Annotated in this window: 27 protein-coding genes; 15 read left to right on the top strand and 12 right to left on the bottom strand. The window is 72.3% G+C overall.

Translation table 11 applies throughout. The features are described from left to right. Positions 1-68: 68 nt before the first annotated feature. The gene (locus HCK04_RS10745; protein WP_142647011.1) at positions 69-920 is read right to left on the bottom strand and encodes a helix-turn-helix transcriptional regulator; all 852 of its coding nucleotides are present in this window, start codon (positions 918-920) and stop codon (positions 69-71) included. A 310-nt stretch (positions 921-1,230) separates the two neighbouring features. Between HCK04_RS10745 and HCK04_RS10750 the strand changes: the two genes are divergently transcribed. Beyond that, positions 1,231-1,992: an SDR family oxidoreductase gene (locus HCK04_RS10750; protein WP_142647012.1), complete on the top strand. Its 762-nt coding sequence runs from the start codon at positions 1,231-1,233 to the stop codon at positions 1,990-1,992. Between the two features lie 33 nt (positions 1,993-2,025). Here the strand turns inward: HCK04_RS10750 and HCK04_RS10755 are convergent, their stop codons facing one another. The 4 genes from HCK04_RS10755 to HCK04_RS10770 all read right to left on the bottom strand — a co-directional run bounded on the left by HCK04_RS10755 (position 2,026) and on the right by HCK04_RS10770 (position 6,289). Further along, positions 2,026-3,438, bottom strand: coding sequence for a glycosyltransferase family 4 protein (locus HCK04_RS10755; protein ID WP_142647013.1), 1,413 nt, complete (start codon positions 3,436-3,438; stop codon positions 2,026-2,028). 76 nt (positions 3,439-3,514) lie between these two features. Further along, entirely contained in the window at positions 3,515-4,222 is a 708-nt protein-coding gene (locus HCK04_RS10760) for a 50S ribosomal protein L11 methyltransferase (protein WP_142647014.1), read from the bottom strand. Positions 4,223-4,346: 124 nt separating this feature from the next. Further along, complete coding sequence (locus tag HCK04_RS10765; RefSeq protein WP_142647015.1) at positions 4,347-5,630, bottom strand: erythromycin esterase family protein; 1,284 nt, start codon at positions 5,628-5,630, stop codon at positions 4,347-4,349. A gap of 44 nt (positions 5,631-5,674) precedes the next feature. After that, on the bottom strand, positions 5,675-6,289 hold the full coding sequence (locus HCK04_RS10770) for a CatB-related O-acetyltransferase (protein ID WP_142647016.1): 615 nt from the start codon (positions 6,287-6,289) through the stop codon (positions 5,675-5,677). Positions 6,290-6,449: 160 nt separating this feature from the next. Here HCK04_RS10770 and HCK04_RS10775 point away from each other — a divergent pair, with 160 nt between their 5' ends. Continuing rightward, positions 6,450-7,100, top strand: a complete 651-nt coding sequence (locus HCK04_RS10775) for a TetR/AcrR family transcriptional regulator (RefSeq protein WP_142647017.1) — start codon at positions 6,450-6,452, stop codon at positions 7,098-7,100. 82 nt (positions 7,101-7,182) lie between these two features. Here HCK04_RS10775 and HCK04_RS10780 read toward each other — a convergent pair whose 3' ends face one another. Beyond that, a complete protein-coding gene (locus HCK04_RS10780) occupies positions 7,183-8,310 on the bottom strand; it encodes an Rv2578c family radical SAM protein (protein WP_142647018.1) in 1,128 nt (375 codons plus the stop codon). A 135-nt stretch (positions 8,311-8,445) separates the two neighbouring features. On the opposite strand from HCK04_RS10780, the gene HCK04_RS10785 reads away from it, so the two are divergent. Further along, a complete protein-coding gene (locus tag HCK04_RS10785; RefSeq protein ID WP_142647019.1) occupies positions 8,446-8,703 on the top strand; it encodes a DUF3040 domain-containing protein in 258 nt (85 codons plus the stop codon). A gap of 70 nt (positions 8,704-8,773) precedes the next feature. Here HCK04_RS10785 and HCK04_RS10790 read toward each other — a convergent pair whose 3' ends face one another. Next, positions 8,774-10,396: a penicillin-binding transpeptidase domain-containing protein gene (locus tag HCK04_RS10790; RefSeq protein WP_142647020.1), complete on the bottom strand. Its 1,623-nt coding sequence runs from the start codon at positions 10,394-10,396 to the stop codon at positions 8,774-8,776. A 59-nt stretch (positions 10,397-10,455) separates the two neighbouring features. After that, positions 10,456-11,118 (bottom strand): lysophospholipid acyltransferase family protein, encoded by a 663-nt coding sequence (locus HCK04_RS10795; RefSeq protein ID WP_260617189.1) that lies wholly within the window; start codon positions 11,116-11,118, stop codon positions 10,456-10,458. 137 nt (positions 11,119-11,255) lie between these two features. Here HCK04_RS10795 and HCK04_RS10800 point away from each other — a divergent pair, with 137 nt between their 5' ends. The 4 genes from HCK04_RS10800 (at position 11,256) to HCK04_RS10815 (ending at position 14,247) form a co-directional block, all read left to right on the top strand. After that, on the top strand, positions 11,256-11,813 hold the full coding sequence (locus HCK04_RS10800) for a TetR/AcrR family transcriptional regulator (protein WP_142647021.1): 558 nt from the start codon (positions 11,256-11,258) through the stop codon (positions 11,811-11,813). 28 nt (positions 11,814-11,841) lie between these two features. Further along, the gene (locus tag HCK04_RS10805) at positions 11,842-12,426 is read left to right on the top strand and encodes a DUF4865 family protein (RefSeq protein ID WP_205830070.1); all 585 of its coding nucleotides are present in this window, start codon (positions 11,842-11,844) and stop codon (positions 12,424-12,426) included. Positions 12,427-12,706: 280 nt separating this feature from the next. Further along, a complete protein-coding gene (locus HCK04_RS10810; protein WP_260617190.1) occupies positions 12,707-13,240 on the top strand; it encodes a GNAT family N-acetyltransferase in 534 nt (177 codons plus the stop codon). Beyond that, positions 13,240-14,247, top strand: a complete 1,008-nt coding sequence (locus HCK04_RS10815) for an NAD-dependent epimerase/dehydratase family protein (protein WP_240971245.1) — start codon at positions 13,240-13,242, stop codon at positions 14,245-14,247. Before HCK04_RS10810 ends, HCK04_RS10815 begins: the two co-directional genes overlap by 1 nt. A gap of 7 nt (positions 14,248-14,254) precedes the next feature. On the opposite strand, the gene HCK04_RS10820 is transcribed toward HCK04_RS10815, so the two are convergent. Continuing rightward, the gene (locus HCK04_RS10820; protein ID WP_205830071.1) at positions 14,255-15,160 is read right to left on the bottom strand and encodes an alpha/beta hydrolase; all 906 of its coding nucleotides are present in this window, start codon (positions 15,158-15,160) and stop codon (positions 14,255-14,257) included. 64 nt (positions 15,161-15,224) lie between these two features. On the opposite strand from HCK04_RS10820, the gene HCK04_RS10825 reads away from it, so the two are divergent. Continuing rightward, on the top strand, positions 15,225-15,782 hold the full coding sequence (locus HCK04_RS10825; RefSeq protein ID WP_142647023.1) for a helix-turn-helix domain-containing protein: 558 nt from the start codon (positions 15,225-15,227) through the stop codon (positions 15,780-15,782). Beyond that, positions 15,779-16,591 carry a sulfite exporter TauE/SafE family protein gene (locus tag HCK04_RS10830; RefSeq protein WP_260617191.1) on the top strand — a complete coding sequence of 271 codons (813 nt, stop codon included), beginning with the start codon at positions 15,779-15,781 and terminating at the stop codon, positions 16,589-16,591. The genes HCK04_RS10825 and HCK04_RS10830 overlap by 4 nt, the downstream gene beginning before the upstream one ends. Positions 16,592-16,624: 33 nt before the next feature. On the opposite strand, the gene HCK04_RS10835 is transcribed toward HCK04_RS10830, so the two are convergent. From HCK04_RS10835 to trpB, 3 genes are read right to left on the bottom strand one after another with little or no spacing between them, the layout of a single operon-like run. Next, positions 16,625-17,380, bottom strand: a complete 756-nt coding sequence (locus HCK04_RS10835; protein WP_142647024.1) for a GntR family transcriptional regulator — start codon at positions 17,378-17,380, stop codon at positions 16,625-16,627. Then, the gene (gene trpA, locus HCK04_RS10840) at positions 17,377-18,192 is read right to left on the bottom strand and encodes a tryptophan synthase subunit alpha (protein WP_142647025.1); all 816 of its coding nucleotides are present in this window, start codon (positions 18,190-18,192) and stop codon (positions 17,377-17,379) included. Before trpA ends, HCK04_RS10835 begins: the two co-directional genes overlap by 4 nt. After that, entirely contained in the window at positions 18,189-19,394 is a 1,206-nt protein-coding gene (gene trpB / locus HCK04_RS10845; protein ID WP_205830072.1) for a tryptophan synthase subunit beta, read from the bottom strand. The genes trpA and trpB overlap by 4 nt, the downstream gene beginning before the upstream one ends. A 190-nt stretch (positions 19,395-19,584) precedes the next feature. Between trpB and HCK04_RS10850 the strand changes: the two genes are divergently transcribed. The 6 genes from HCK04_RS10850 to HCK04_RS10875 form a co-directional block, all read left to right on the top strand. Beyond that, positions 19,585-19,965, top strand: a complete 381-nt coding sequence (locus HCK04_RS10850; RefSeq protein WP_142647026.1) for a PLDc N-terminal domain-containing protein — start codon at positions 19,585-19,587, stop codon at positions 19,963-19,965. A 300-nt stretch (positions 19,966-20,265) separates the two neighbouring features. Beyond that, positions 20,266-20,922, top strand: a complete 657-nt coding sequence (locus HCK04_RS10855; protein WP_142647027.1) for a maleylpyruvate isomerase N-terminal domain-containing protein — start codon at positions 20,266-20,268, stop codon at positions 20,920-20,922. Positions 20,923-20,942: 20 nt separating this feature from the next. Beyond that, positions 20,943-21,275: a hypothetical protein gene (locus HCK04_RS42160; RefSeq protein ID WP_168065766.1), complete on the top strand. Its 333-nt coding sequence runs from the start codon at positions 20,943-20,945 to the stop codon at positions 21,273-21,275. Beyond that, positions 21,230-21,595: an NAD(P)-dependent oxidoreductase gene (locus tag HCK04_RS10865; protein WP_260617192.1), complete on the top strand. Its 366-nt coding sequence runs from the start codon at positions 21,230-21,232 to the stop codon at positions 21,593-21,595. The genes HCK04_RS42160 and HCK04_RS10865 overlap by 46 nt, the downstream gene beginning before the upstream one ends. A gap of 943 nt (positions 21,596-22,538) precedes the next feature. Then, positions 22,539-22,841 (top strand): hypothetical protein, encoded by a 303-nt coding sequence (locus HCK04_RS10870; RefSeq protein WP_142647028.1) that lies wholly within the window; start codon positions 22,539-22,541, stop codon positions 22,839-22,841. Beyond that, the coding region (locus HCK04_RS10875) for a hypothetical protein (RefSeq protein ID WP_142647029.1) at positions 22,820-23,076 on the top strand (257 nt) is incomplete at its 3' end. The genes HCK04_RS10870 and HCK04_RS10875, both read left to right, overlap by 22 nt.

Genomic DNA, 23,076 nt, shown 5'->3' on the forward strand with positions numbered 1-23,076 from the left:
GGGCGCGGCGGGCGTGAGCGGCAGGGTGCCATGAGCGGCAGGGTGCGAGGGGCCGGGGCTGGTCGCGACTATCGCCAGTCACCGTTGCCCAGCGTCTGACTGCCGATGACGGCGAGCAGGCGCAGCTTGTCGTAGCTTTCGGTGCCCGGCGTGGCCGTGTAGACGAGTAGCGCCTGCGACTGGTCGGGATCGAGCAGCGTCTGGCACTGCAGTTCCAGCACGCCGAGCTCGCAGTGCACGAGGCGCTTGGTGTCCGGGTGCCCGAGACCGACCTCGTGCCTGTCCCAGAGCGCGGCGAACTCGGTGCTGCGGCCGAGGAGATCGCGGGCGAGGGCGGCGGCCCGGGAGCGGGGTCCCTCACGCGTGGCGGCCTCCCGCAGCAGGGAGGTGAACACCCGTCCGTACAGGGGATGGTCGTCCTCCAGGTAGAGACGCCGTTCGTCGGGGTCGGTGAACCACCGGTAGAACAGGCTGCGCGCCATGCCGCTGAAGACGGTCTGGTCGCCGAACAGGGCGACGGCGGCCGGGGTCTGCCGGAGCGTCTCGCCGAGTGCGGTCGTCACCATGGCGGGTGTGTCGCAGAGCCGGTCGAGGACGCGCATGATCCCCGGGTTCACGTGGTCGCCCCGCAGCGCCCGTTGGGGGGCGCTGTGCCCGGCGAGCCGGAAGAGGTGGTCGCGCTCGTCGAGGGTCAGGCGCAGCCCGCGGGCGATCGCGGCGAGCATCTGCTCCGACGGCTGCGGTCCCTTCAGGCGTTCCAGACGGCTGTAGTAGTCGCTGGACATGCCGCAGAGGGCGGCCACCTCCTCGCGGCGGAGACCGCTGGTGCGCCGGCGCGGCCCGCGGACCATCCCGACGTCCTCGGGTTGCAGGGCCTCCCTGCGCTTGCGCAGGAAGTCCGCCAGTCCCTCGCGGTCCACCCTCTGCCTCCTCGCCTTCTCCCGTCCCCGCTCATCCTCGCGCGCCGGTCACCGCGTATCCACGGCCTGCCGATCCCCGGATAAGGAGGCCACGGCTGTACGGGCCGTGGTTGTGCGGGCCGTGGCTGCGTGAGTCCCGGCTGCGTGAGTCCCGGCTGCGTGAGTCCCGGCTGCGTGAGTCCCGGCTGCGTGAGTCATGGCCGCGTGAGCCATGGACATGTGGGCCGTGGCAGCCCGGCGCGCCACCCGGTGAACTGGGCGTGGCGGCCCCGCCAGGAGGCCGTCTCCCCGATGACCAGGAGCTTTCATCATGACCTCTCAGCGAATCGCCCTCATCACCGGCGGCAACCGGGGCCTCGGGCGGGCCACGGCGCTCGCCCTCGCCGAGCGTGGAGTCGACGTCGTCGTCACCTATCGGTCGGGCAAGGACCAGGCCGAGGAGGTGGTCGAGTCCGTGACCCGGCTCGGGCGCACCGTGGCGGCATTGCCGCTGGACACCGCGGTGGTGGCGGGATTCGACGACTTCACGGCCGAGTTGCGCCGCACCCTGCGCGAGCGGTGGCACCGGGACGACTTCGACCACCTCGTCAACAACGCCGGCATCTCGGTCACCGCGGCGTTCGCCGACACGACAGAAAGCGACTTCGACTCCCTGGTCGACGTGCACTTCAAGGGCGTCTTCTTCCTCACGCAGAGGCTGCTGCCCCTCATCGCGGACGGCGGCCGGATTGTCAACCTCTCGACCGGGCTGACCAGGTTCGCGAGCGTGGGGCAGGCGGCGTACGGGTCGGTGAAGGGCGCGGTGGAGGTGCTGACGCGATACCTCGCCAAGGAGCTCGGGCCGCGCGGCATCGCGGTCAACACCGTCGCCCCCGGCCCGGTCGCCACCGACTTCGCGGGCGGGATCATGCGCGATGACGAGGGGTTCCGCGCCATGCTCGCGTCGCAGACCGCGCTGGGACGGGTGGGGGAGCCCACCGACGTCGGGGGCGCGATCAGTGCCCTGCTCACCGACGGGAGCGGCTGGATCACCGGTCAGCGCGTCGAGGTCTCCGGCGGCATTTTCCTGTGACCGTAGTCGCCGACGCGGCCGCCCGCCCGTGGTTCACGCCCGCCGGCTGAGGCGTGCCGCCGGTGCCGCCGGTGCCTCCGGCGTACGGGCGACGTGGAGCGCGGCGGCGTCGGGAGAGCCGGGCCGTTCCCCGATGTCGTGGTCGCCCGCCCCGGCCGGCTCGTACGCGAGCGGGCCGCCGGGCGGGAGACCACGCCGCCGGGCCACCAGGCCGGCCAGCAGGTCCTCCCAGCGGGCGCCGATGACGTCGATGTCGTTGCGGGCGGCCGTCTTCAGCGCGTTGGCGCCCATCCGGCGGCGTAGGTCCTCGTCCTCGATCAGGGTGCAGATGGCGTCGGCCATCGCGTGGATCTTCCCGGCCTTCACGAGAAGGCCGTCGTGGCCGTGGGTGACCATCTCCCCGGGGCCGGTCGGGCAGTCGTAGCTGACGACGGGGACGCCCTTGCTCATCGCTTCGAGGACGACCATCGGCATGCCCTCGTGGCGGGAGCTCAGGACGAACATCGAGGCGTCCGCGAGCACGGCGCCGACGTCCTCGGCCGGGCCTTCGAGGAACACCCGCTCGGACAGCCCGCGCTTGTCGATCGACGCCTGGAGCTTCTCCCCCCGGGGGCCGCCGCCGTAGATCCGCAGCGTCCAGTCCGGGTGCCGGGCCGCCACGTGCGCCCACGCACGGATCAGCAGGTCGTAGCCCTTGCCCCAGGTCAGGCGGCCGACCGTGACGACGGTCTTCGTGGTGAGCGGGGAGACGCCGCCGCCGAGGCGGGGCGTCGCGTTGGGCACCCGCGCCAGCACGGCGGGCCGGTCCCCGCGTGCCTTCTCGAAGGCCCGCTCGTAGGCGCGCAGGTCGGCCCGCGTGAGGGTGACGACCGCGTCGTGCCTGCCATAGCTACGGGTGATCCGCTTGCGCACCTGCGGTTGGTGCGCGGACAGGTTCCCGTGCTCCTGGGCGACCGTGATGATCTCCGGGGGCGCGAAGCGCGCGGCGATCAGGTTCAGGCCGGGCCGCGTGCCGATGAGGATGCCGCGGCGGCGGGAGCGGATGTAGCGGACCAGCTTGAGGTCGGTCCGCAGGGTGAACCAGTGGTAGGCCGCCTCGTCCTTCGGCACCAGCCTGCTCGGGAACCGAGACAGCAGGCCCTTGCGGCGGGGCAGCCGGTCGTCGAGATAGCGGATGCGCACTCCGGGAGGAACGGGGAAGAAAGGCTCCTCGCGTTCCCGTACGACGCTCACGATCTCGACGTCGTGGGTCTGCGCCAGATGCCCGGCGAGGTTGAAGACCGTGCGGATCGTGCCGCCCATGCCGTTGGCGTGCAGCAGCAGGATGCGGATATCGTGACCGTCGGGCGGCGGCGCCGTCCGGGCCCGCCGCCGGTCGCGGGCCTCCAGCGCCCGCACGATCGCTCTCGCCGCTTTCCTGGCCACCCTGCGCTGAAGAGATGACACTGTTACGCCCCGATTCGTGTCAGATGAAGATCCCCTTTCCCTGTGACGTAACCGGCAGTTGTCGCGTTGTTGTGAGCTAGGTCACAGCGTGTGTGGAAAGCCGATATACGGTTGTCCGTTTGCTGGGGGTGTCCTCCAGGAAGGCCGGCACCTGATGCACGCCGACCTGCTCGAACACGCCCTCGGGGAGATAGGAGCAGGCGCGGTCGGGCGCTCCGATGAGGACCTCCCCGCCGGCCCTCGACAGGAACGGGGTGACCCGCCGGGCCAGCGGCTCCTCGTAGTAGACGTCCCCCGCCAGCACGACCTGCTGGGACGGCGTCCCGTCGAGCAGGTCGCCCGCGGCGACCCGCACCGTGACGCCGTTGGCGCGGGCGTTCACGCCGACGGCCGCCAGCGCGTACGGGTCGACGTCGTTGGCGACGACCAGGGCGGCTCCGGCCAGCGCCGCGGCGATCGCGACCAGCCCCGAGCCGGTGGCGAGGTCGAGGACGGTGCGGCCCCGCACGATCTCCGGGTGGTCGAGCACGTGGCGGGCCAGCGCCTGCCCTCCGGCCCAGGGGCAGGCCCAGAAGGGCAGCCGCCCGGCGCGCTCCCACAACTCGTACACGTGGTCGTCGCCGTCCACGTCCGGCCCTACGCCCGGCGCCCCGCCGGTGGGCACGCCGCTGGGCGCATTGCTGGGCGTGACCAGGTGCAGCCGTATCTCCGGCACGTACGGCACGGCCGCGAGCCTGGTATGCGCGCAGACGAATTCCTCGGCGTCCTCGGCGACGTCCTCCACGGCCGCCGATCGTATCCGCACGGACAACCCTGCGGTGGGGCTATCCGCCCACGAGGAGGACAGAAGCGGCCGGTGACGGCGGTCCCGACGAACCTGTCTTATCGCCCCGGATCTCTCTGGGGCGTCAGTTCTCGATGTCGCCGGCAACGGTGGAGACCGGCGTGTTGACGATGCCGTCGAACGCGTCGAGGACGGGGGTGTGCAGGTAGGCGCTCTGGATCCGGATGCGGTCGGGGCCCGCGCCGCCGGAGGCCTCCGCACGCGCCCGGCGGAGATCGGCCATGCTCAGCCCGAGCCCGGCATCCGCGAAGGCGGCCTCGATGCTGCCCTGCTCGGGCGGCTCCAGCTTGGTGTTGTCGATGGCGAATCCGAAGCGGGCGTCCTCATCGGGACGCATATCAGCGGTGTGCCCGGTGATGCTGGTCAGGGCGAGGGCGACGTATTCATCGGCCAGGCAGCGGTGGAGGTGCTGTCCCATGGGGAGCCCGGTGAGGTGGCCGTCGAAGGAGACCGGCGTCTTCTGAATGTGGGCGTTGTGGGCCGCCAGCACGATGCGGGTGCCGGGGCCGAAGCGCTCCAGGTGCCACAGGACCGACCCGGCCATGTAGACGTCGCGGGCCGAGGTGTCGGCGGTCAGGCCGGTGCCGGCGTACAGCCCGGCCATGGCACGAAAGCCGTAGTCGGCGTGGCAGGCGGCCTCGATCCGGCACAGAGCGATCTCGTAACTTCGCCGGTCGCCGCGGGAGACGTACAGCACCTCGACGGCACGGAACCGGATGAGCAGGCGCATCAGGATCGCACTGAGAGCGTCCTGCTCGGCGGCGGCCAAGCGGGTCCAGGCCGGCGCGGCCGAGGCGGCGGACGCTCCGGCGAACGACTCGGCGATCCGGATGGCCTGCTGGACCAGCGGGAGGGTCTCGGGGTCGATCCGCCGCAGGTAGTCGGCGACGGGGGTCAGGGCGGGCAGCAGCGAGCCGCCGGCCGCGGGGACGTCGATCCCGGCGAAGCGCACCGGCACCTCGGCGGTGGCGTTGTGCCGGCGTATCCAGCGCAGCGGCTCCGCGACTCCCACAGGAATGGCCGCGGTGAGCCGGGCGTCCAGGTCGTCGTCCGTCCCCTGGCCCTGGGCCCAGGCGTCGAGGGGGAAGCCTTCGCTGAAGCCGTACTCGAAGGCCAGGACGGTGAAGCCGCAGCGTTCGGCCAGGAAGCGCAGGATGCGCCGGCGCAGCAGCGAGAACTCGGTGATGAAGTGCGAGTTCTCGCCGAGCGCGACGACGCGCGCATCGCCGATGATGTCGCGCAGCGGCTCCAGGTCGTCGAGCGGCGCCGCCGGGTCGAGGTGGGTGAGCGGGACGGCATGGGCGCGAAGCAGGTCGGCGAACGGGTTGCGGGGTGTGGAGGCAGGCATGCCGATGACTCGATTCGGAAGTGCTGGAACTCTGAAGCGCCGGATCATCCGTGGGGGAGCGGCGGCGCCGCGTTCTCCAGGTCGTCGATGCTTCCGGACATGATCGTGCGGATGTGGTCGGTGATGTGCTGGAGCGGCCAGTCCCACCAGGCCAGCGCGAGGAGGCGCTCGATGTCCCTGTCGCCGTAGCGGTGGCGGATGAGCCTGGCGGGGTTGCCGGCGGCGATGCCGTAGTCGGGGACGTCGTCCGCGACGACCGAGCCGGAGGCGATGATCGCTCCGTGGCCGACGCGTACACCGGGCATCACCATCGACCGGTATCCGAGCCAGACGTCGTTGCCCACCACCGTGTCGCCCCGTCCGGGCAGGCCCGTGATGAGGTCGAAGTGCTCAGCCCAGGACCCGCCCATGATCGGGAACGGGAACGTCGAAGGTCCGTCCATGCGATGGTTGGCACCGTTCATGATGAACCGCACGCCCTCACCCAGAGCGCAGAACTTCCCGATGACCAGCTTCTCGGGCCCGTAGTGGTACAGCACGTTGCGGGTCTCGAACGCGGTCGGATCGTCCGGGTCGTCATAGTACGAGAACTCGCCGACCTCGATCAGCGGCGAGGTGATCAGCGGCTTCAGCAACACCACCCGCGGTTGCCCGGGCATCGGATGCAGCACGGTCGGGTCGGGGGGGCACAGCCGGCATCGCGCGTCGTTTCCTTCCTGGCCAACGCTTCGAAGAGGGTCGATGGCATCACTACTGCGACAGTTGGTGCGTTAAGATCCTTGCATGCCGCCGTTCCGTTGAGCAACCGGACCACCAGCGATGACTTCTTCCACACCAGAGCCGGAGGGCGCCAGGCCCGTGCCGCCGCCCCGGCGCCGCCCCGGCGGCCGTACCGCCCGTATCCGCAGGCAGGTGCTCGACGCGGTGCTCGCCGAGCTCGGAGAGCACGGTTATGACGGGCTCACCGTCGACTCCGTCGCCGCCCGCTCGGGTGTGCACCGCGCGACGGTGTACCGGCGCTGGGGAGACGTCGGCGGCCTGCTCGCCGACGTCCTGGACGCGGCGGGCGACGACGCCTGGCAGCCCCCGGACACTGGTTCTCTGGAGGGCGACCTGGCGGCACTGAACCGCGAGATCCAGGACGCGCTCACCGCACAGCCGCCGATCGTGGCGGCCCTGATCGCCGCTTCGTTCCGCTCCGAGCAGGCCGATCACGCCCAACGGCGGCTCTGGGAGGACCGGTACGCCCGGTGCGAGGTCATCGTCCGCCGGGCAGTCGAGCGCGCCGAACTCCCGCCGGGCACGGACGCCCGGCGACTGCTCATCGCCGCCACGGCCCCCGTGTATCACCAGTTAATGCTTCTCCGCACGCCGCCCGGCCCGGACCTGCCCGGCCAGGCGGCCAGAACCGCCGCTCTCGCCGCATCCGCCGGTGCCTTCGCCGTGCCGCCATCGGCCGGTGACACCTGACCGGCCCGTCCGCTCCGGGGCCGAGCAGGAGCGGCCGCACCGCCGCCTATCCCCCCGACGGCCGCTTACCGCCAGCGGTTGCCTAAAGGAGCGTGAGCTGTTCGGGCGGCGCGGGTGGTGCGGGCGAGGGAGCCGGCCGCTCGCCGGGCCGTCGCCAGGAACGGGCGCCACCCGCGTCGGCCGCGGCGTTGCCACCCGCCTCGGCGGTGCGATCGCCGCCGCCCGTTCCTGGTGCCTGATCGCCGCGCGGGGCCGACCGGCCGATGCCGTACTTGCGGGCGAGCGCGCGCACGGCGTGGCCGATCCGTTCCTGGTATGCCTTGGGGGCGTAGGCGCCCCGGCCGTACAGCTCCAGGTAACGGGGGACGAGCCGGGGGTGCTCGCGCGACAGCCAGGCCATGAACCACTCGCGTGCGCCCGGCCGCAGGTGGAGCACGATCGGCGTGACGTGCGTCGCGCCGGTCTCGGCGATGCGGCGCACGGTGGCCTCCAGCGCCTGCGGGGAGTCGCCCAGATAGGGGAGGATCGGCGCCATGAGCACGCCGCAGGGGATGCCGTGCTCGTTCAGCGTGGCGCACACCTCCAGCCGCTTGCGCGGGGAAGGGGTGCCCGGCTCGACGGCCCGCCACAGCGACTCGTCGGTGAACCCGATCGAGACGGCCGTGCTGACGTCGGTCACCTGTGCGGCCTCGGCGAGCAGATCGAGGTCGCGCAGGATCAGTGAGCCCTTGGTGAGGATCGAGAACGGGTTGCGGGCGTCCCGCAGCGCCGCGAGGATGCCCGGCATCAGCCGGTATCGGCCCTCGGCCCGCTGGTAGCAGTCGACGTTGGTCCCCATGGCGATGGGGTGCCCGCCCCACCGGGGCGCCGCCAGTTCCCTCCGTACGAGGTCGGGGGCGTTGACCTTCACGATGATCTTCGAGTCGAAGTCCCGCCCGGAGTCCAGGTCGAGATATTCGTGCGTCCTGCGGGCGAAGCAGTACGTGCACGCGTGGGTGCAGCCCCGGTAGGGATTGATCGTCCACTCGAACGGGACCCGGCTGGCCGAGGGGACCCGGTTGATGATCGACCGTGCGTGGATCTCGTAGAAGGTGACGCCCCGGAACTCCGGGGTGTCGAAGGTCCGGGTCACCGCCGACCGCGCGAACAGGGGAGTCGTCTCTCCCTGTGCGCCTTCCCCCGTTTCGAGCCGCAACCGGTCCCACCGCACCCTCAGATTAGAACAGAGGTTCGATGGAGATCGCAACTTACAACGCGTCGTAAATCGCGGCCCTGGAAACGGCTAACGATCTTCATCGTTGGGCAGAACGTCGGCACATACCTTGCGTTCTGGGAGAGTTGCGCGATGGCCTGGTCGCAGGACGAAGAGCGGATGCTGGCGATGATCGAGCGGCACCTCACGGATGAGGACCCGAAGCTTGCGGCCAGGCTCGAGTCGTTCAACCACCGTGCGGAGCGCGGACGGCAGGGGCGAGGCACGGGCCGCCGCCTGCCGGGCCGCTCCACCGTGATCATCGCGGTGAGCTGGTTGCTCATCGCCACGTTGATCGCGACCCTGCTGGTCATGGCCCTGCGGCACGACGCCGCCGCTCTGCCGGTTTAGCGGAGCCCACGAGGCGCCGTGAAGCGGCGACCTCGATGCGGCCGTCACGTGACGTGCGCCCTCGGCCTCATCAGGACAGGGACTTGAGGAAGTGCGCGGCGACCGGGGCGGCGACCGAGCCGCCCATGCCGCCGCCCTCCACGACGACGGCGAAGGCCAGGTCGCCGCGGAAGCCCATGAACCAGGCGTGCGAGTCGAGCTTGGGCCCGGTGCCGAACTCGGCGGTCCCGGTCTTGCCCGCGGTCCCCGCGGGCAGCCCGGCGCCGTGGGCGGTGCCCTTGGTGACCACGGCCCGCATCATCGACCGCAGGGGCTCGACGACCTCGTCCGGCAGCTTCTCGGGAGCGGTCTTCTGCTGCAGCGAGGGCACCAGGGTGGGCGGCCGCCAGGAGCCGTCGGCCACCGCCGCGGCCACGGTCGCGATCACCAGCGGGCTCGCGGTGATCCTCGCCTGCCCGAACGCCTCCGCGGCGAGCTCGGCGTCGCTGGTGGCCTTCGGCATGCTGCCGGGGGTCGCCGGGACGCCGATGCGCAGCGGCCGGTTGAAGCCCAGGTTCGTCGCCATGTCGTACAGCTTGCGCGCGCCCAGCTTCTGCGCGGCGAGCGGCGCGAACGTCGTGTTGCACGAGTGGGCGTAGGAGTCGAGGAACGACAGCGACCCGAACGCCTCGTGGTCGGAGTTGCGGATCTTCAGCCCGCCGACGACCGCCTCCTTGGGGCAGGTCACCCGGCTCGACGGCGTCAGTCCCTCGGCCAGCAGCCCGGCGGCAGTGACCGTCTTGAACGTGGATCCCGGGGGGTACTTGCCGTCCAGGGCGCGGTTGAAGCCGCCCCTGTTGTTCACGACGGCGAGGATCTCGCCCGTCGAGGGCCTGACGGCGACGAGCGAGGCGGGTTTGTCCAGATCGCGTACGGCGTCCGCTGCGGCCTGCTGCACCTTCAGGTCGAGGCTGGTCCGCAGGTCCTTGCCGGGGGAGCCCTTGACGGTGTGCAGGGTCTTACGGCTGTCGCCGACCACCTGGATCTCGGTGGTCGGAGTGCCGGCGAGCTGCTTCTGGAACGTCTCCTGCAGGCCGCCGCGGCCCACGGCGTCGCCCTTCTTGTAGGCGGTGCCCAGCTTCTCGACGTCCTTGTCCGTCGCCTTGTCGAGGAAGCCCACGAGCTGCTGCACCGAGCCGCCCACGTCGCCGCCGTCGATGCGGTCGCCGTTGGCGTCGGTGATGGCGGCCCGCTGCGGCCACGACGTCTTCAGCGCCAGGTGGTTGGTCCCGTCGAGCGCGGGGTGGACCGCGGACGGCGACCAGTCGACCTTCCAGTAGTGGTCCTTGACCACGAGCTTGAGCGAGCCCTGGTAGGTCCAGTCGCCGACGTTCTTCACCGTGGCGGTGGCGGTGTAGGAGGCGGTCGCCCGGTCGTCCTTCGCCGCGCCGGCCCGCACGTCGCGCACGGTGACCTTCGCCACGCCGAGGTTCTTGGTGAGCTCGGCGTACGCCGCGTCGAAGCCCGCGGCGGGCGTGGCGAGCTCGGCCTTCATGGCCGCGAGGTCGCCCTTCGACCAGGCCGCGGTGAACCGCGCGGCCGTCTCCTGCGGAGTGCCGCGCGTGTGGAACACGTAGTAGGCGCCCCCGGCGGCCGCTCCGGCCACCACGACGGCCACGGCTGCGGAGATCGCGATGGTACGTCCTCGCGGCACGCGCACTCCCAACGACGGCCCTGCGGTCGGGTTCAGAGCCTAGCGGGGTCCGCCGTCGTTCACACTCCGGCTTCGCCGGAGCCCTTGACGCTGGCGCCGTACCGGGGGACGTACTCCTGGCCGGACAGGCGCTGGATCGCGGCCATGACCTCGTCGGTCACCCTCCGCCGGTCGCGGGCGTTGCCCGCGTCGCCGGTGAAGGTCATCGGCTCGCCGAACCGCACGCCGATGCTGTGCAGGCGCGGCACCGAGGTGCCGGGCGGCAGCACCTTCTCGGTGCCGATCATGGCGACGGGCACGACCGGGGCGCCGGTGGTCAGCGACAGCCAGGCCACGCCGACCTTCCCCCGATAGAGCCGGCCGTCGGGGGAGCGGGTGCCCTCGGGGTAGATGCCGAACAGCTCGCCCGCCTTCAGCACCTCCACCGCGGCGTCGAGCATGTCCTGGGCGGCGGAGACGTTCTCCCGGTCGATCTCCATCGCCCCCATCGCGCGCATCCACGCCGCCACGACGGGGTTGCCGGTGAAGTACTCCTTCTTCGCCACGAACCGCACCATGCGCGGAACGACGGCCGGCATGAAGAACGAGTCGAGCACGGACAGGTGGTTGGAGGCGAGGATCGCGGGCCCGTGCGCGGGGACGTGCTCGCGTCCTTCCGTTCGCGGCCGCCACAGTGCGTGCATGACGGGAACGCTGACGAACTTCAGGGCGGGGTAGAGCACGGCCTCTCCTTCTCCGGTCCGACGGGAATACCCTAGGCCGCCCCGACCCCTGCTCAGGTGTATGACCCCTGCAACACACCGCCTCATGTTTTGTACGGCTTCACCAACAGTTCTCTGTACCTACTAGTATGTACGGCGTGAGCACACCGGACCGCCTGATCGAGAGCACCCGCGAACTGCTCTGGGAACGCGGCTACGTCGGCACCAGCCCGCGGGCCATCCAGCAGCGGGCGGGAGCCGGTCAGGGCAGCATGTATCACCACTTTTCCGGGAAGCCCGACCTTGCGCTGGCCGCGATCACCCGTACGGCGGAGGAGATGCGCGCCGGGGTGGAGGAGATCCTGGGCGGCCCGGGCACGGCCGTCGAGCGCGTGTCGGCCTACCTGCGGCGCGAGCGGGAGGTGCTGCGGGGCTGCCCGATCGGCCGGCTCACCCAGGACCCCGACGTCATGGCCGATCCGGCGCTGCGGCGGCCGGTGGAGGAGACGTTCGCGTGGCTGCGCGACCGGCTCGCGGAGGTGCTGGCCGAGGGACGCGACCTGGGCGAGCTCGACGCCGGTCTCGATCCGGGCGCGACCGCCGCGACGATCGTGGCGGTGCTGCAGGGCGGATATGTCCTGGCCCGCGCGGCCGGCACGCCCGAGCCGTTCCACCAGGCCGTCGAGGGCGTGCTCGCCCTGCTGTCCCACCCCTGAGCCACCGGAGAGACCCGCCGTGTATGCGATGCAGTACGAGATCACCCTGCCCGCCGGCTACGACATGACGATCATCCGCGAGCGGGTGGCCACGCGCGGCCACGCCCTCGACGACCGGGCCGGGCTCGGCCTGAAGGCCTACCTGGTCCGCGAGCGGGGCGTCGCCGGGTCGCCGGTCAACCAGTACGCGCCGTTCTACCTGTGGAACGACCCCGGGAGGATGGGCGAGTTCCTCGTCGGCGGGGGCGGTTTCCAGGGCATCGTCGCCGACTTCGGCAGGCCGGTCGTGCGGCACTGGACGGGCCTGGCCGCCGAGGCCGGTCAGGCCCGGGAGACGCGGCCCCGCGCGGCGTCGCGACGGCTGACCGAGCTGCCCGCCACGGCCGGCCTTGAGGATCAGGTGACCGCCGCCCTCGCCGAACTGCGTGATCTGGGCCGCGCCGGGGGCCTGCACACCGCCGCGCTCGCCGTGGATCCGCACCACTGGCGGCTGCTGACGTTCGCGCTGTGGGAGCGGGAGGTGCCCGGCGCGTACGCGGACGCGGACCGCTACGAGGTGCTGCACCTGTCCGCGCCCGGCCTGGCGCACCTGCCCGCGGGCCGGGCCTGGTGAGAAGACGCAGTTGAACGACCGGGAAAGAGAGCGGCGCCCCGCGAGAACGAGTCTCGCGGGGCGCCCACGTCGAGGGCCGATGTGGCGGTCGCCTCCTCGGCGAGATGCACAACACGGCTCCAGCCGGACGGTATTCCGTGAAGGCGGTGATTGCGGCCCGGGGGACACAAACCACATCGGCCACGAACGACTCTAGCCGACTTCCGCCTCTGCTTTCTCCCGCCCCCCGCATCGGGGACCGTCATCGGGGGCCAAAGCCTGCGTGCACTATCGTCGGCGGGTGGCCGATTCGATCAGGACAGAACGGCTCGTGCTGCGGCGCTGGCGCGAGGACGACAAGGAGCCCTTCGCCGCGCTGAACGCCGATCCCGTCGTCATGGAGCACTTCCCGGCCACGCTCTCCCGGGAGGACAGCGACGCGCTGGCCGAGCGCATCGAGGCCGGGTTCGACGAGCACGGGTTCGGTCTGTGGGCCGTCGAGGCCGACGGCGAGTTCATCGGCTTCACCGGGCTGTCGGTCCCGAGGTTCACCGCCCCCTTCACGCCGTGCGTGGAGATCGGCTGGCGGCTCGCCCGCTCCGCCTGGGGCCGGGGGTACGCCACGGAGGCGGCGCGGGCGTCGCTGGAGGACGGGTTCGGCCGGGCCGGGCTGACCGAGGTCGTCTCGTTCACCGCGGTGCAGAACGTCCGCTCGCAGGCGGTCATGCGGCGGCTCGGGATGACACACGACCCGGCCGATGACTTCGACCACCCGGCGCTCCCCGCGGGTCACCCGCTGCGCCGCCACGTTCTCTACCGGATCAGGAGACAGTGATGAACGGCATGCGGTTGCTGGTGCTGGGCGGCACGACGTTCGTCGGCCGGTGGGTGGTCACGGCCGCCGTGGAACGCGGCTGGCACGTCACCACCTTCACGCGCGGGCGCGCCGGATGGGCCCACCCCGAAGCCCGGGCGGTGACCGGCGACCGGCTCCGCCCGGCCGGCCTGGCCCCGCTCGCCGAGGGCCGGTGGGACGTCGTGGTGGACACCTGGGCCGGCGCGCCCCGGGTCGTACGCGACAGCGCCCGCGCCCTGGCCGGGTGCGCGGACAGGTACGTGTACGTCTCCAGCCGGGCGGTGTACGCGCCCCCGACGCCGGCCGGCCTGAACGAGGACTGGCCCACGGTCGAGGCGTCGGCGGACGCCGAGGACGTCGACTACGCCCCCAACAAGCGGGGCGGCGAGCTCGCCGTGGAGGAGGCGTTCGGCGACCGCGCCGTGCTGGCCCGCGCCGGGCTGATCCTCGGGCCGCACGAGCTTCCCGGGCAGCTGCCGCACTGGCTGCTGCGCGCGGCGCGGGGCGGGGAGATGCTCGCCCCCGGCCCGGCCGGCCAGCCGTTCCGCTACGTGGACGTACGCGACCTCGTCGCCTGGCTGCTCGACGCGGCCGAGCGCGGGGTGCGGGGCCCGGTCAACCTGGTCAACCCGGAGGGGCACTGCACGACCCGCGACCTGCTGGAGTCCGCGGTCGCGGTCACCGGCGGGCTCGCCGAGCCGGTCTGGGTCGAGCCCGAGGCGATCGAGGCGGCCGGGATCGACCGGTGGGCGGCGCTGCCGGGCTGGATCCCGCCCGGTCCCGCGCTGGCCGGGTTCATCCGCACCGACGTCGGCCGGGCCATGGCGACCGGCCTGCGGTGCCGTCCGGTGGTGGAGACGGTCGCCGACACCTGGGCGTGGCTGACCGGGTCGGGCGAGATCCCGGCGTTCCCGCCCGGGCTCGACCCCGACGAGGAACGCGCGGTGATCGACGCCTGGCGGCGGTCGGCGGGCGCCGCCTTGTGACGCGGGCTCAGATGGCCGTCATGAGGTCGCGGATCGCCCGCAGCACCTCGTCGGCCCGCTCGACGTGCAGGTATTGGTGGGAGGCGCCGTCGACCACGCGCTGCCGTCCCCTGGGCACCGAGCGGGCCATCGCCGCGTGCAGGGCGCGCACCCCGTCGTGCGCCTCGCGCATCACCTCCTCGGGCAGGAACTTCGCCCAGTAGGGGTTCACGCCGCCCGCGGTCAGCACGATGAGCGGGACGTCGGGCAGCGGCCCGCCGGCCCGCAGCTCGTCGTAGACCTCGGTCTCGAAGTTCTCCGTCTCGCGCAGGCTCGTCCGCCACGACGCCAGGTGGTGGCCGATCAGCGCCTCGCGCAACGGCGCGGGCCACTCGGCGTACAGGCGGGCGTACGCCTCGCGGGCGGCCCGGCGCTGCTCGCCGGTCAGCTCCGGCATCCGCGCCGGGTCGGGCCGCATCCGCTCGGCCAGGTCGGCGGCCTGTGCCGGCATGTGGTCGAGGATGTCCTCATGGCCGGGGTCGAGCAGGAGGAGCCCGGCGACCTCGTCCGGGAAGAGCTGCGCGTAGCGGCGCGCGTAGAACGCGCCGAGGGAGTGTCCCACGAGGAGGAACGGCCCGGGAACCGCCGTGGCCCGCAGAAGGCCGCGCAGTTCGGCGGCGACCTCGGTCGCGCGGCGGGGGAGAGGCGCCGGCTCGCTCCAGCCCGTGCCGCCGCGGTCGTAGAGCACGCTCGTGGCGAAGGCCGCGGCGCCCTCCTGGACGTTCAGGAAGTCGAGGCCCACCAGGCCCGCGCCGGGCAGGAACACCACGCTCGGCCCGCCCGAGCCCGAGCGGTGCAGCATCAACCGCCGCTCTCCGACGTCGTACAGGCGCCCCAGGGGCGGGGCCGTCGTCTCCGATGCCGGTCGTCCCATGCCGCCCTCTCCTCTGATTGTTCGCATTTCTGCGAACGGTAGCACACGTGCGATCATTCGGACCATGGACGTGATGGAGGTGCTCGCGCATCCGGTGCGGCTGCGCGTCGTGCAGGCGCTCGCCGGTGGGCGGGTCCTCACGACCGCGCAGTTGTGCGAGCGCATATCGGAGGTGCACAAGGCGACCGTCTATCGCCACGTCGCCGCGCTCGCCGACGCCGGCGTGCTGGAGGTGGACGGCGAGCACCGGGTGCGCGGCGCGGTGGAACGGCGCTACCGGCTGCGCGAGCGGGTGGTGATCGACGCCGGCACCGTGGCGGCGATGACGCCGGAGGACCACCGGCGCACGTTCGCCACGGCGATGGCCGCGCTGATCTCCGAGTTCGACGCCTACCTCGGCCTGGACGGCGCCGATCCCGCGGCCGACGAGGTGGGTTATCGGCAGCACGTGCTGTGGCTGAGCCCGGAGGAACGCGCCGAGATGATCGCGGAGCTGCGCGCGGTCATCGTCGCGCGGATGACGAACGAGCCCGCGCCGCGGCGCAGGCGGCATCTGCTCAGCCCGATCCTGTTCCCGGTCGAGACGCCCCCGCCGGACGCCGGGGCGCGCCCGGCCTCGTGACGGGCACTGTGACCGGGCTCGTGACGGGGCTCGTGACAGGGCTCGTGACGGGGCTCGTGACGGGGTTCGGGGACGCCGTGCTGCTGGCCGCCGCAGGGGTGCTCGCCGGGCTGGTCGGCACCGCGGGCGGCATCACCTCGCTCATCTCCTATCCGGCCCTGCTCGCGGCGGGCCTTCCCGCCCTCGCGGCGAACGTGGCCAACATCGTCGCGCTCGTCGCCTGCTGGCCGGGCTCGGCCCTGGCCTCCCAGCCCGAGCTGCGCGGGAGGGCGCCGTGGCTGCGGCGGTGGGTGCCGCTGGCGGCGCTCGGCGGGGCGGCGGGGTCGGCGTTGCTGCTGTCCACCCCGCCCGGTGTCTTCGCCCGCGTCGTGCCGTTCCTCGTGGCCGGGGGTTCGCTGGCGCTGCTCGCGCAACCCCGCCTCGCGCTGCGCCACGAACGGCGTGGTTCACCCGACGCCGTCCTCCCGCTCGGGCTGACCGCCCTGTCGGTCTACAACGGATATTTCGGCGCGGGGTCGGGGGTGATGATCCTCGCCCTCCTCTTGGTGACCGCCGAGCCGCGGCTGCCCGCCGCCAACGCCCTGAAGAACATGCTCCTCGGTGCCGGCGCCCTGGTCTCCGCCGCCGGATTCGTCCTCTTCGGGCCCGTCGAGTGGGCCGCCGTCGTCCCGCTCGCCGTGGGGCTGTTCGCCGGATCGACGCTCGGTCCGCTGGTCACCCGGCGGCTGCCGTCCGGGCTGCTGCGCTGGCTGGTCGCGCTGATCGGCCTCGGCCTTGCGGTCCGCCTGTGGGTCGCGCCGGGTGTCTGACCGCCTTACCGGCCGGACGAGGTCGGGCGCGATTCAGCTGGTGGCGCCCCAGGTGAGGGACAGGCCGGTGGCGGCGCGTTCGGTGCGGATCTCCATCATGCTGCCGAGGATGGTGGCGTGGTCGGACACCACGGGCGTGGCATCGAGGGTGTAGGTGATGCGGGTGCTGACGAGCACCGGGCTGCCCGGCGGCTCGTGGAGGTGGCGGGCGGCGGCGGCGTCGAGCAGGCCGGGCCGCACCACCTCGGACGCGCGTGCGACCGTCACCCCCGCGTCGGCGAGGGCCGTGTAGAGGGAGACGACGGTGAAGTCGCGGTCGCGGATCCGGTCGGCCACCGGCCGGCGGACCCACGACACCTGATGTACGGCGGGGCGTCCCTCGAACTCCCGGACCCGCTCCAGCCGCAGCGCGCTCTCGCCGGGACGCAGCCGCAGCTCGGCGGCGATCCGGGCGGGGGCCCGGCGCACCGCCCGCCCGGCCACCGAGGTGCGTACGTCGTGGCCCTGTTTGCGCAGGTCGTCGACGAGGCTGCGGAGCGAGTCCAGCTGGTATGCCAGGTGGGGCGGGGCGACGAACGTGCCCTTGCCGGGTTGCTGCACGATCAGCCGTTCGTCGCTGAGCTGCCGCAACGCCTGGCGCAGCGTCATGAGGGTCACCCCGTAGGAGGCGCTCAGCTCGCGCTGCGGCGGCAGGGCCTCCCCCGGGGCGTAGTGTCCCGACCGGATCTTCGCGGCGAGGTCGGCGGCGATGGCGCGGTATCTCGCCTCGTGCCCGGCGTCGGGGGTCATCGTGGTGGGTCACACTCCTGGTCGAGGGCCTGCCGCAGGGTCGTGAGGAAGACCCGCAGGTCGTCCGGTCCGGCCCCGTCGAGCACCCGCCGCATGACCGCGGCACCGACCACCACGCCGTCGGCGTGCCGGCGGGCTTCGCGTGCCTGGTCCGGGGTGGAGATGCCGAATCCTAGCAAGACCGGCAGGTCGGTGACGCGCCTGATCCGCCCGGTGAGCTCCGCCGCCGAGGCGGCCAGGACGGCCCGCTCACCGGTGGTGCCCATCAGGGACACCGCGTAGACGAACCCGCGGCTGTGGCGCGCGATCTCCGCCAGCCGCGGTTGCAGGGTCGCGGGCGAGGCCAGCAGGGCCGGCTCGATCCCGGCGCCGGCGGCGGCGCCGGTCAGCTCGTCCGCCTCGTTCACCGGCAGGTCGGGCACGATCAGGCCGGTGACGCCGGCCCGGCGCAGCGCGGCGCAGAACGCCTCGGGGCCGTCGTGCAGCACCAGGTTGTAGTAGGTGCTGGCGACCAGCGGCACACCCAGGTCCGGCAGTGCGGACAGGTCGTCGAGGATCCGGCGGGTGCTCGCCCCCCGGGCCAGCGCGAGGTCGCTCGCCTGCTGGATGGTGACGCCGTCCAGCGTGGGGTCGGAGAAGGGCAGGCCGACCTCGATCGCGTCCGCCCCGGCGTCGGCGAACGCCCGCAGATGGTCCGTCCAGCCGGGCGCGATCCCCCCGGTGACGTACGGCATGAGCAGCCCGCGGCCGGTGTCGCGGCGGGCGCGCAGGTGGCGTTCGACCGCTCCCGCGGCCAGGGTGGGGTTGGTCACAGCAGCTCCTTCAGGGTGGAGACGTCCTTGTCGCCTCGGCCGGACAACGTCATGAGCACCGTCGATCCCGCGGGGAGCTCGCCGTCGCCCGCCGCGCGGATCACCCAGGCGAGGGCGTGCGCCGATTCGAGCGCGGGGAGGATGCCTTCGGTGCGTGCGAGCCGTACGGCCGCGGCGACCGCCTCGTCGTCGGTCACCGTGACGTAGCGGGCCCGGCCCAGGTCGCGCAGGTGGGCGTGCTCCGGGCCGACACCCGGATAGTCGAGCCCGGGGGCGATGGAGTGCGCCTGGGTGATCTGCCCGTCGCCGTCCTGCAGGAACAGCGAGCGGCAGCCGTGCAGGACGCCGAGCCGGCCGCGGGCCGCCCCGGCGCCGCCCTCCGCCTCGACGCCGACCAGGCGTGCCGCGGTGTCGGCGAATCCGGCGAACGTGCCGGCCGCGTTGGAACCGCCGCCGACGCACGCGACCACGTGGTCCGGCACGCCGGTGCGCAGCTCGGCGGCGCACTGCGCGCGGGCCTCGTCGCCGATGACCCGCTGAAACTCCCTGACCATCCAGGGGTACGGATCCGGCCCGACGACCGAGCCGATGCAGTAGTGGGAGTCGCCGGTCGCGCCCACCCACGCCCGCATGGCCTCGCTGGTCGCGTCCTTGAGCGTACGGCTGCCCGAGGTCACCGGGATGACCTCGGCGCCCAGCATGCGCATCCGGAAGACGTTCAGCGCCTGCCGCTCGATGTCGCGCTCGCCCATGAACACCGTGGCCTCCAGCCCGAGCAGCGCGGCGGCGGTCGCGGTGGCCACCCCGTGCTGGCCCGCGCCGGTCTCGGCGATCAGCCTGCGCCGTCCCATGCGGACGGCCAGCAGGGCCTGGCCCAGCACGTTGTTGATCTTGTGGGATCCGGTGTGGGTGAGGTCCTCGCGCTTGAGGCAGAGCCGTACGCCCAGCTCGTCCGACAGGCGGAGGGCGGGGGTGAGCGGGGTCGGCCGCCCGGCGTGGACGGCGAGCAGCCGTGCCAGGGCGCCCCGGAACCCCGGATCGGCCCAGGCCTCCCGGAACGCCTCGCCCACCTCGCGGCACGCCTCCACCAGGGACTCCGGCGCGTACCGCCCGCCGTACGCGCCGAACCGGCCCCGCGCTCCGGGCACGCCCATCGTCCCGTCGGGCGGGGCCGCCTCACCCCACGTCAGCACATCTCGCATGTCATGCTCCTATCGTTCTATAACTCATCGAAGAGTTCTATAACAGTGAGTGTTACACGGGCACGTGCGGGCGCGCCACCGCGGGGTCCCGGGATTCACCGCATCGGGAAAGATCACGTGTCGGGGAAAGGCCCGTCAGCCGAAGATCGGAGCCGCTACGCTCTGCGCGTCTGAAACTGGAGGATTCGGGATGCCCCTCTTATATGGCGGGTTCGGTCTGGTTCTGCTCGCCTTGTGGATCTTCTGTCTGCTCGACGTGATCGTCACGGCGGAGGAGGACTGCCGGAACCTGCCCAAGGGGGCGTGGATCCTGATCGTCCTGTTCCTTCCTGAGGTCGGGTCGATCCTGTGGCTGCTCGCGGGCCGGCCGCAGACCGTGACGCGGCCCGGCGGGCTGCCGTACAGGGGCAACACCGGGAGCTTCCCCGAGTACGACCGGCCGGGCCGGTTCGTCCCCTCCAACCCGGACGACGACGAGGAGTTCCTCCGCCGCTGCCGGGAGCGGGCCGAGGAACAGCGTCGCGCCTACCGCGAGCAGCAGCGTCAGGCCGAGGGGAACCAGGACCAGTAGAGGCGGACGGTCTCACGGTGCCGGCGGGTCTGCGGGCCTGCCCTGACGTCCGCCGGTTTTCGCGGCACCGGCAGTTCCCCAGGCCCGGCCCCGACGGTCGCCGGTTTCATGGCGGCGGCATCGTTCGGGACTTCGGTGCCGGGCGAGCCCCGGGGCGCCCTCGACGGCCGCCGGTCTCATGGCGACACGGTTGGAACCGGCGGGAACCGCGGCCGGGTGCCGGCTGTCGCGTGCCGTGCACGCGAACAGGCCGCCCGAATGCGGTTGTCCGCCGTCGGGGCACCGCACTACCGTGCCGGTGTGGATCTCTTCGCCCACTCGTGGACGGCGCTGCGCAGGGCGGTCGCCGAACTGCCGGACGAGGACTTCGCGCGGCCGTCCGGATGTGCCGGCTGGCTCGTGCGGGACCTGGTGTGCCATCTGGTGATCGATGCTCAGGACGTCCTGATCACCCTGGCGACCCCGGAGGAGAAGGAACCGACCCGTGACGCGGTGACCTACTGGGAGGTCTCGGCGACGCCGCCGACCGGCGACGATCCGCTCGACGCGCTGATCGTCCGGCTGGCCGCCGCCTACGAGGAACCTCGGCTGCTGAAGTTCCACCTCGACGACGTCGGCTCCGCCGCGGGCCGTGCCGCGGGGCTCGCCGACCCGCGACTCCGGGTCGGCACCCGGGGCGAGGTTCTCACCGCCGGCGACTACCTTTCGGCGTACGTCCTGGAGTGGACGCTGCACCACCTCGACCTGATCGCGCACCTCCCTGGTGTGGCCGGGCCGCCCGCCGAGGGGCTCGCCCGGTCGCGCGAGATGCTGGAGAAGATCGTCGGCGCCGCCTTCCCCGCGTCGTTCTCCGACACGGACGCGTTGCTGGTCGGCACCGGACGGCGTGCCCCGGCCGAGGCCGAGAAGGCGGCACTCGGCGACCTGGCCGCAAGGCTTCCCTTCGTACTCGGCTGATCGACTCGAGGGGAGAAGCTGTGCATGCGCCCAAAACCAGCATCATGGTGCTGGCCGGATTTTTCGTGCTCTCATGTACGACCGCTGAGCCCCGGCCGTCCGGGCCCTTGCATTCTCTGGACAGGCGGCAGGCATGCATCGAAGCGCCCAATCCGAGTGATGAAAAAGCCGTCCAGTGCTACCCGTTGAACCTCCGGCGGGTAGCCGATCACGCCGCGACACGGGCTGCCTGGGCCGACCGGGTGGACTTCACCGACTTCGACGCCTTCGACGAGTCCGCGCTGATCGCCGAGACCGCACCAGTGACGTGGTCTCCCTGCATCTGCCACTCACTCCCCAGACCCGAGGGCTGATCGGGCGGGCGGAGCTGGCGCTGATGCGTCCGCGGTCGATCCTGCTGAACACCGCCCGGGGCGGGATCGTCGACGAGCAGGCCCTGGCCGACGCGCCGCGCGACCCCGCATATCCGCTCGCGGCAGCCGCTGTCGACACCTTCGAGCACGAGCACGCCGCCTTCACCTCGCCACTCTTCGGCCTCCCCAACGTCCTGCTGACCCCGCATGTCGCCGGGATGATCAGGAACGCCATGGCCACGGCAGCTCTCCGCTGCGCGGACCACATCGCGGCCCTGCTCGCCGACCGCCCGGACGGCGTACCCGTGGTGACCGTGTAACAGTCGCCCTCAATGCGACAGTCCCGCCGCCCACATGTCGGACGACTGACTGCCCGTCTGCGTGGCACCTCGGAGATTGGCGATTGCGGCCGGGAACAGCGCATCCCCGATCTGCGCCCACGCTGCGTGAGGCACGACCTCGAATCCTGTCCGCGGCCATGGAGAAGTGGGCCAGGCCCACACGCGCCTGGCCGTTGGCGGATCCTGTCTGGCTCGCGTCGGGCGCAAGGTCGTCGCTGCGTACGGCTTCGTCCCGGGCGGCAGCATGCCGTTCAGCTCCTCGGGATGGGGTCCGCCCCTCAGATGACATCGATCTGTTCAGCTCTCGTCGCGGCCTCCCGCTGAAGCCCAAGCCGGCCCGGCGCCAGGCACACCCCGGCACGCCCGTGTTTTTTCGGGGCTACCTGAGGCTCCAGCCATTCGCTTCGCACAGTTGCCACTCGCTCACGGACTGTGAGAAAATCCATACGTCAGTTCGAATCGAGCGAGGGAGGTGTGATGGATCCGTTCGGTATCGATCCTGAGCGCCTTCGTCATTCGAACACTCCTGATGACGGCTGGTGGGACCGTCTGATCGCCAATTCGCCGCTGTGGTCCTCTGATGGCTCGTCCGCCCGCGAGCCCTTCCCGATCATCAACTTCGAGCCCCGGCAGCGCACAGGTGCGCCCAGCAGCGGTAGCACCACCAGCCCAGGCACCGAGACCACGGACGGCCCAGGCACCCATACTGACGGCGCGGATGCCACGCGTTGGGCTGCCGCCGGTGCGGCTGCCGCTGGTGTGAACGACACTGGCGCGGATGCCACCCATGGGAATGCTGACGGTGAGGACGCCGCTGGCGCGGATGCCGCGCGTGGGACTGCCGACAGCGTGGATGCCACGCGTGGAGCTGCCGCCGAGGCGAATGCCGCCGGCACGAACGGCGCTGGCGCGAATGCCGCGCGTGGAGCTGCCGATCGTGCGGCTGCTGCTGGCGTGGACGGCGCTGGAGCGGATGCCGCTGGCACGAATGCCGCGCGTTGCGCCGCCGACAGCGCGGGATCTGACGCGGGTGCCGCCCGTGGGGATGCCGCTGGCGCGAATGGCGCTGGCGCGGGCGGCCCGGGTGCGGGTGCGGGTGCTTCCGAGGGTGTGGGTGGGCGTGATCGTGGCCGGGGTCGTGGTCGTGGTCGTGGTCGGGGTGGTGTGCGGTCGTCGTGGGTGGTGGTGGGGTCGGTTCGTGAGGTGGCCCAGGAGCTGGCGCTGACCCCGCTGCCCGACGACGTGGACATGTGCCTTGCCGAGGCGGAGGAGTTGCTGTTCGCCCGGGATCGGATCACCTGCGCCCTGGCCGATCGGGTGGGGCGGGTGCATCGTGCGGGGCAGGCCAAGCAGCACGGCCATGCCTCCACCCGCTGCTGGTTGCGCACCAGTGGGGGGATGACGGTGGGCGGTGCGGGCCGCCTGCTCACCCTCGGCGCGGAACTGCCCCGCCTCCCCGT

The sequence above is a fragment of the Microbispora sp. CL1-1 genome (assembly GCF_012034195.1).
Taxonomy (GTDB): Bacteria; Actinomycetota; Actinomycetes; order Streptosporangiales; family Streptosporangiaceae; genus Microbispora.

Excerpts from the sequence above, each read along its gene's own strand:
- HCK04_RS10750 (WP_142647012.1), top strand. The coding sequence starts at position 1,231 with ATGACCTCTCAGCGAATCGCCCTCATCACCGGCGGCAACCGGGGCCTC.
- HCK04_RS10765 (WP_142647015.1), bottom strand. The coding sequence starts at position 5,630 with ATGCCTGCCTCCACACCCCGCAACCCGTTCGCCGACCTGCTTCGCGCC.
- HCK04_RS10770 (WP_142647016.1), bottom strand. The coding sequence starts at position 6,289 with ATGCCCGGGCAACCGCGGGTGGTGTTGCTGAAGCCGCTGATCACCTCG.
- HCK04_RS10775 (WP_142647017.1), top strand. The coding sequence starts at position 6,450 with ATGACTTCTTCCACACCAGAGCCGGAGGGCGCCAGGCCCGTGCCGCCG.
- HCK04_RS10785 (WP_142647019.1), top strand. The coding sequence starts at position 8,446 with ATGGCCTGGTCGCAGGACGAAGAGCGGATGCTGGCGATGATCGAGCGG.
- HCK04_RS10805 (WP_205830070.1), top strand. The coding sequence starts at position 11,842 with ATGCAGTACGAGATCACCCTGCCCGCCGGCTACGACATGACGATCATC.
- HCK04_RS10815 (WP_240971245.1), top strand. The coding sequence starts at position 13,240 with ATGAACGGCATGCGGTTGCTGGTGCTGGGCGGCACGACGTTCGTCGGC.
- HCK04_RS10820 (WP_205830071.1), bottom strand. The coding sequence starts at position 15,160 with ATGGGACGACCGGCATCGGAGACGACGGCCCCGCCCCTGGGGCGCCTG.
- HCK04_RS10825 (WP_142647023.1), top strand. The coding sequence starts at position 15,225 with ATGGACGTGATGGAGGTGCTCGCGCATCCGGTGCGGCTGCGCGTCGTG.
- HCK04_RS10835 (WP_142647024.1), bottom strand. The coding sequence starts at position 17,380 with ATGACCCCCGACGCCGGGCACGAGGCGAGATACCGCGCCATCGCCGCC.
- trpB (WP_205830072.1), bottom strand. The coding sequence starts at position 19,394 with ATGCGAGATGTGCTGACGTGGGGTGAGGCGGCCCCGCCCGACGGGACG.
- HCK04_RS10850 (WP_142647026.1), top strand. The coding sequence starts at position 19,585 with ATGCCCCTCTTATATGGCGGGTTCGGTCTGGTTCTGCTCGCCTTGTGG.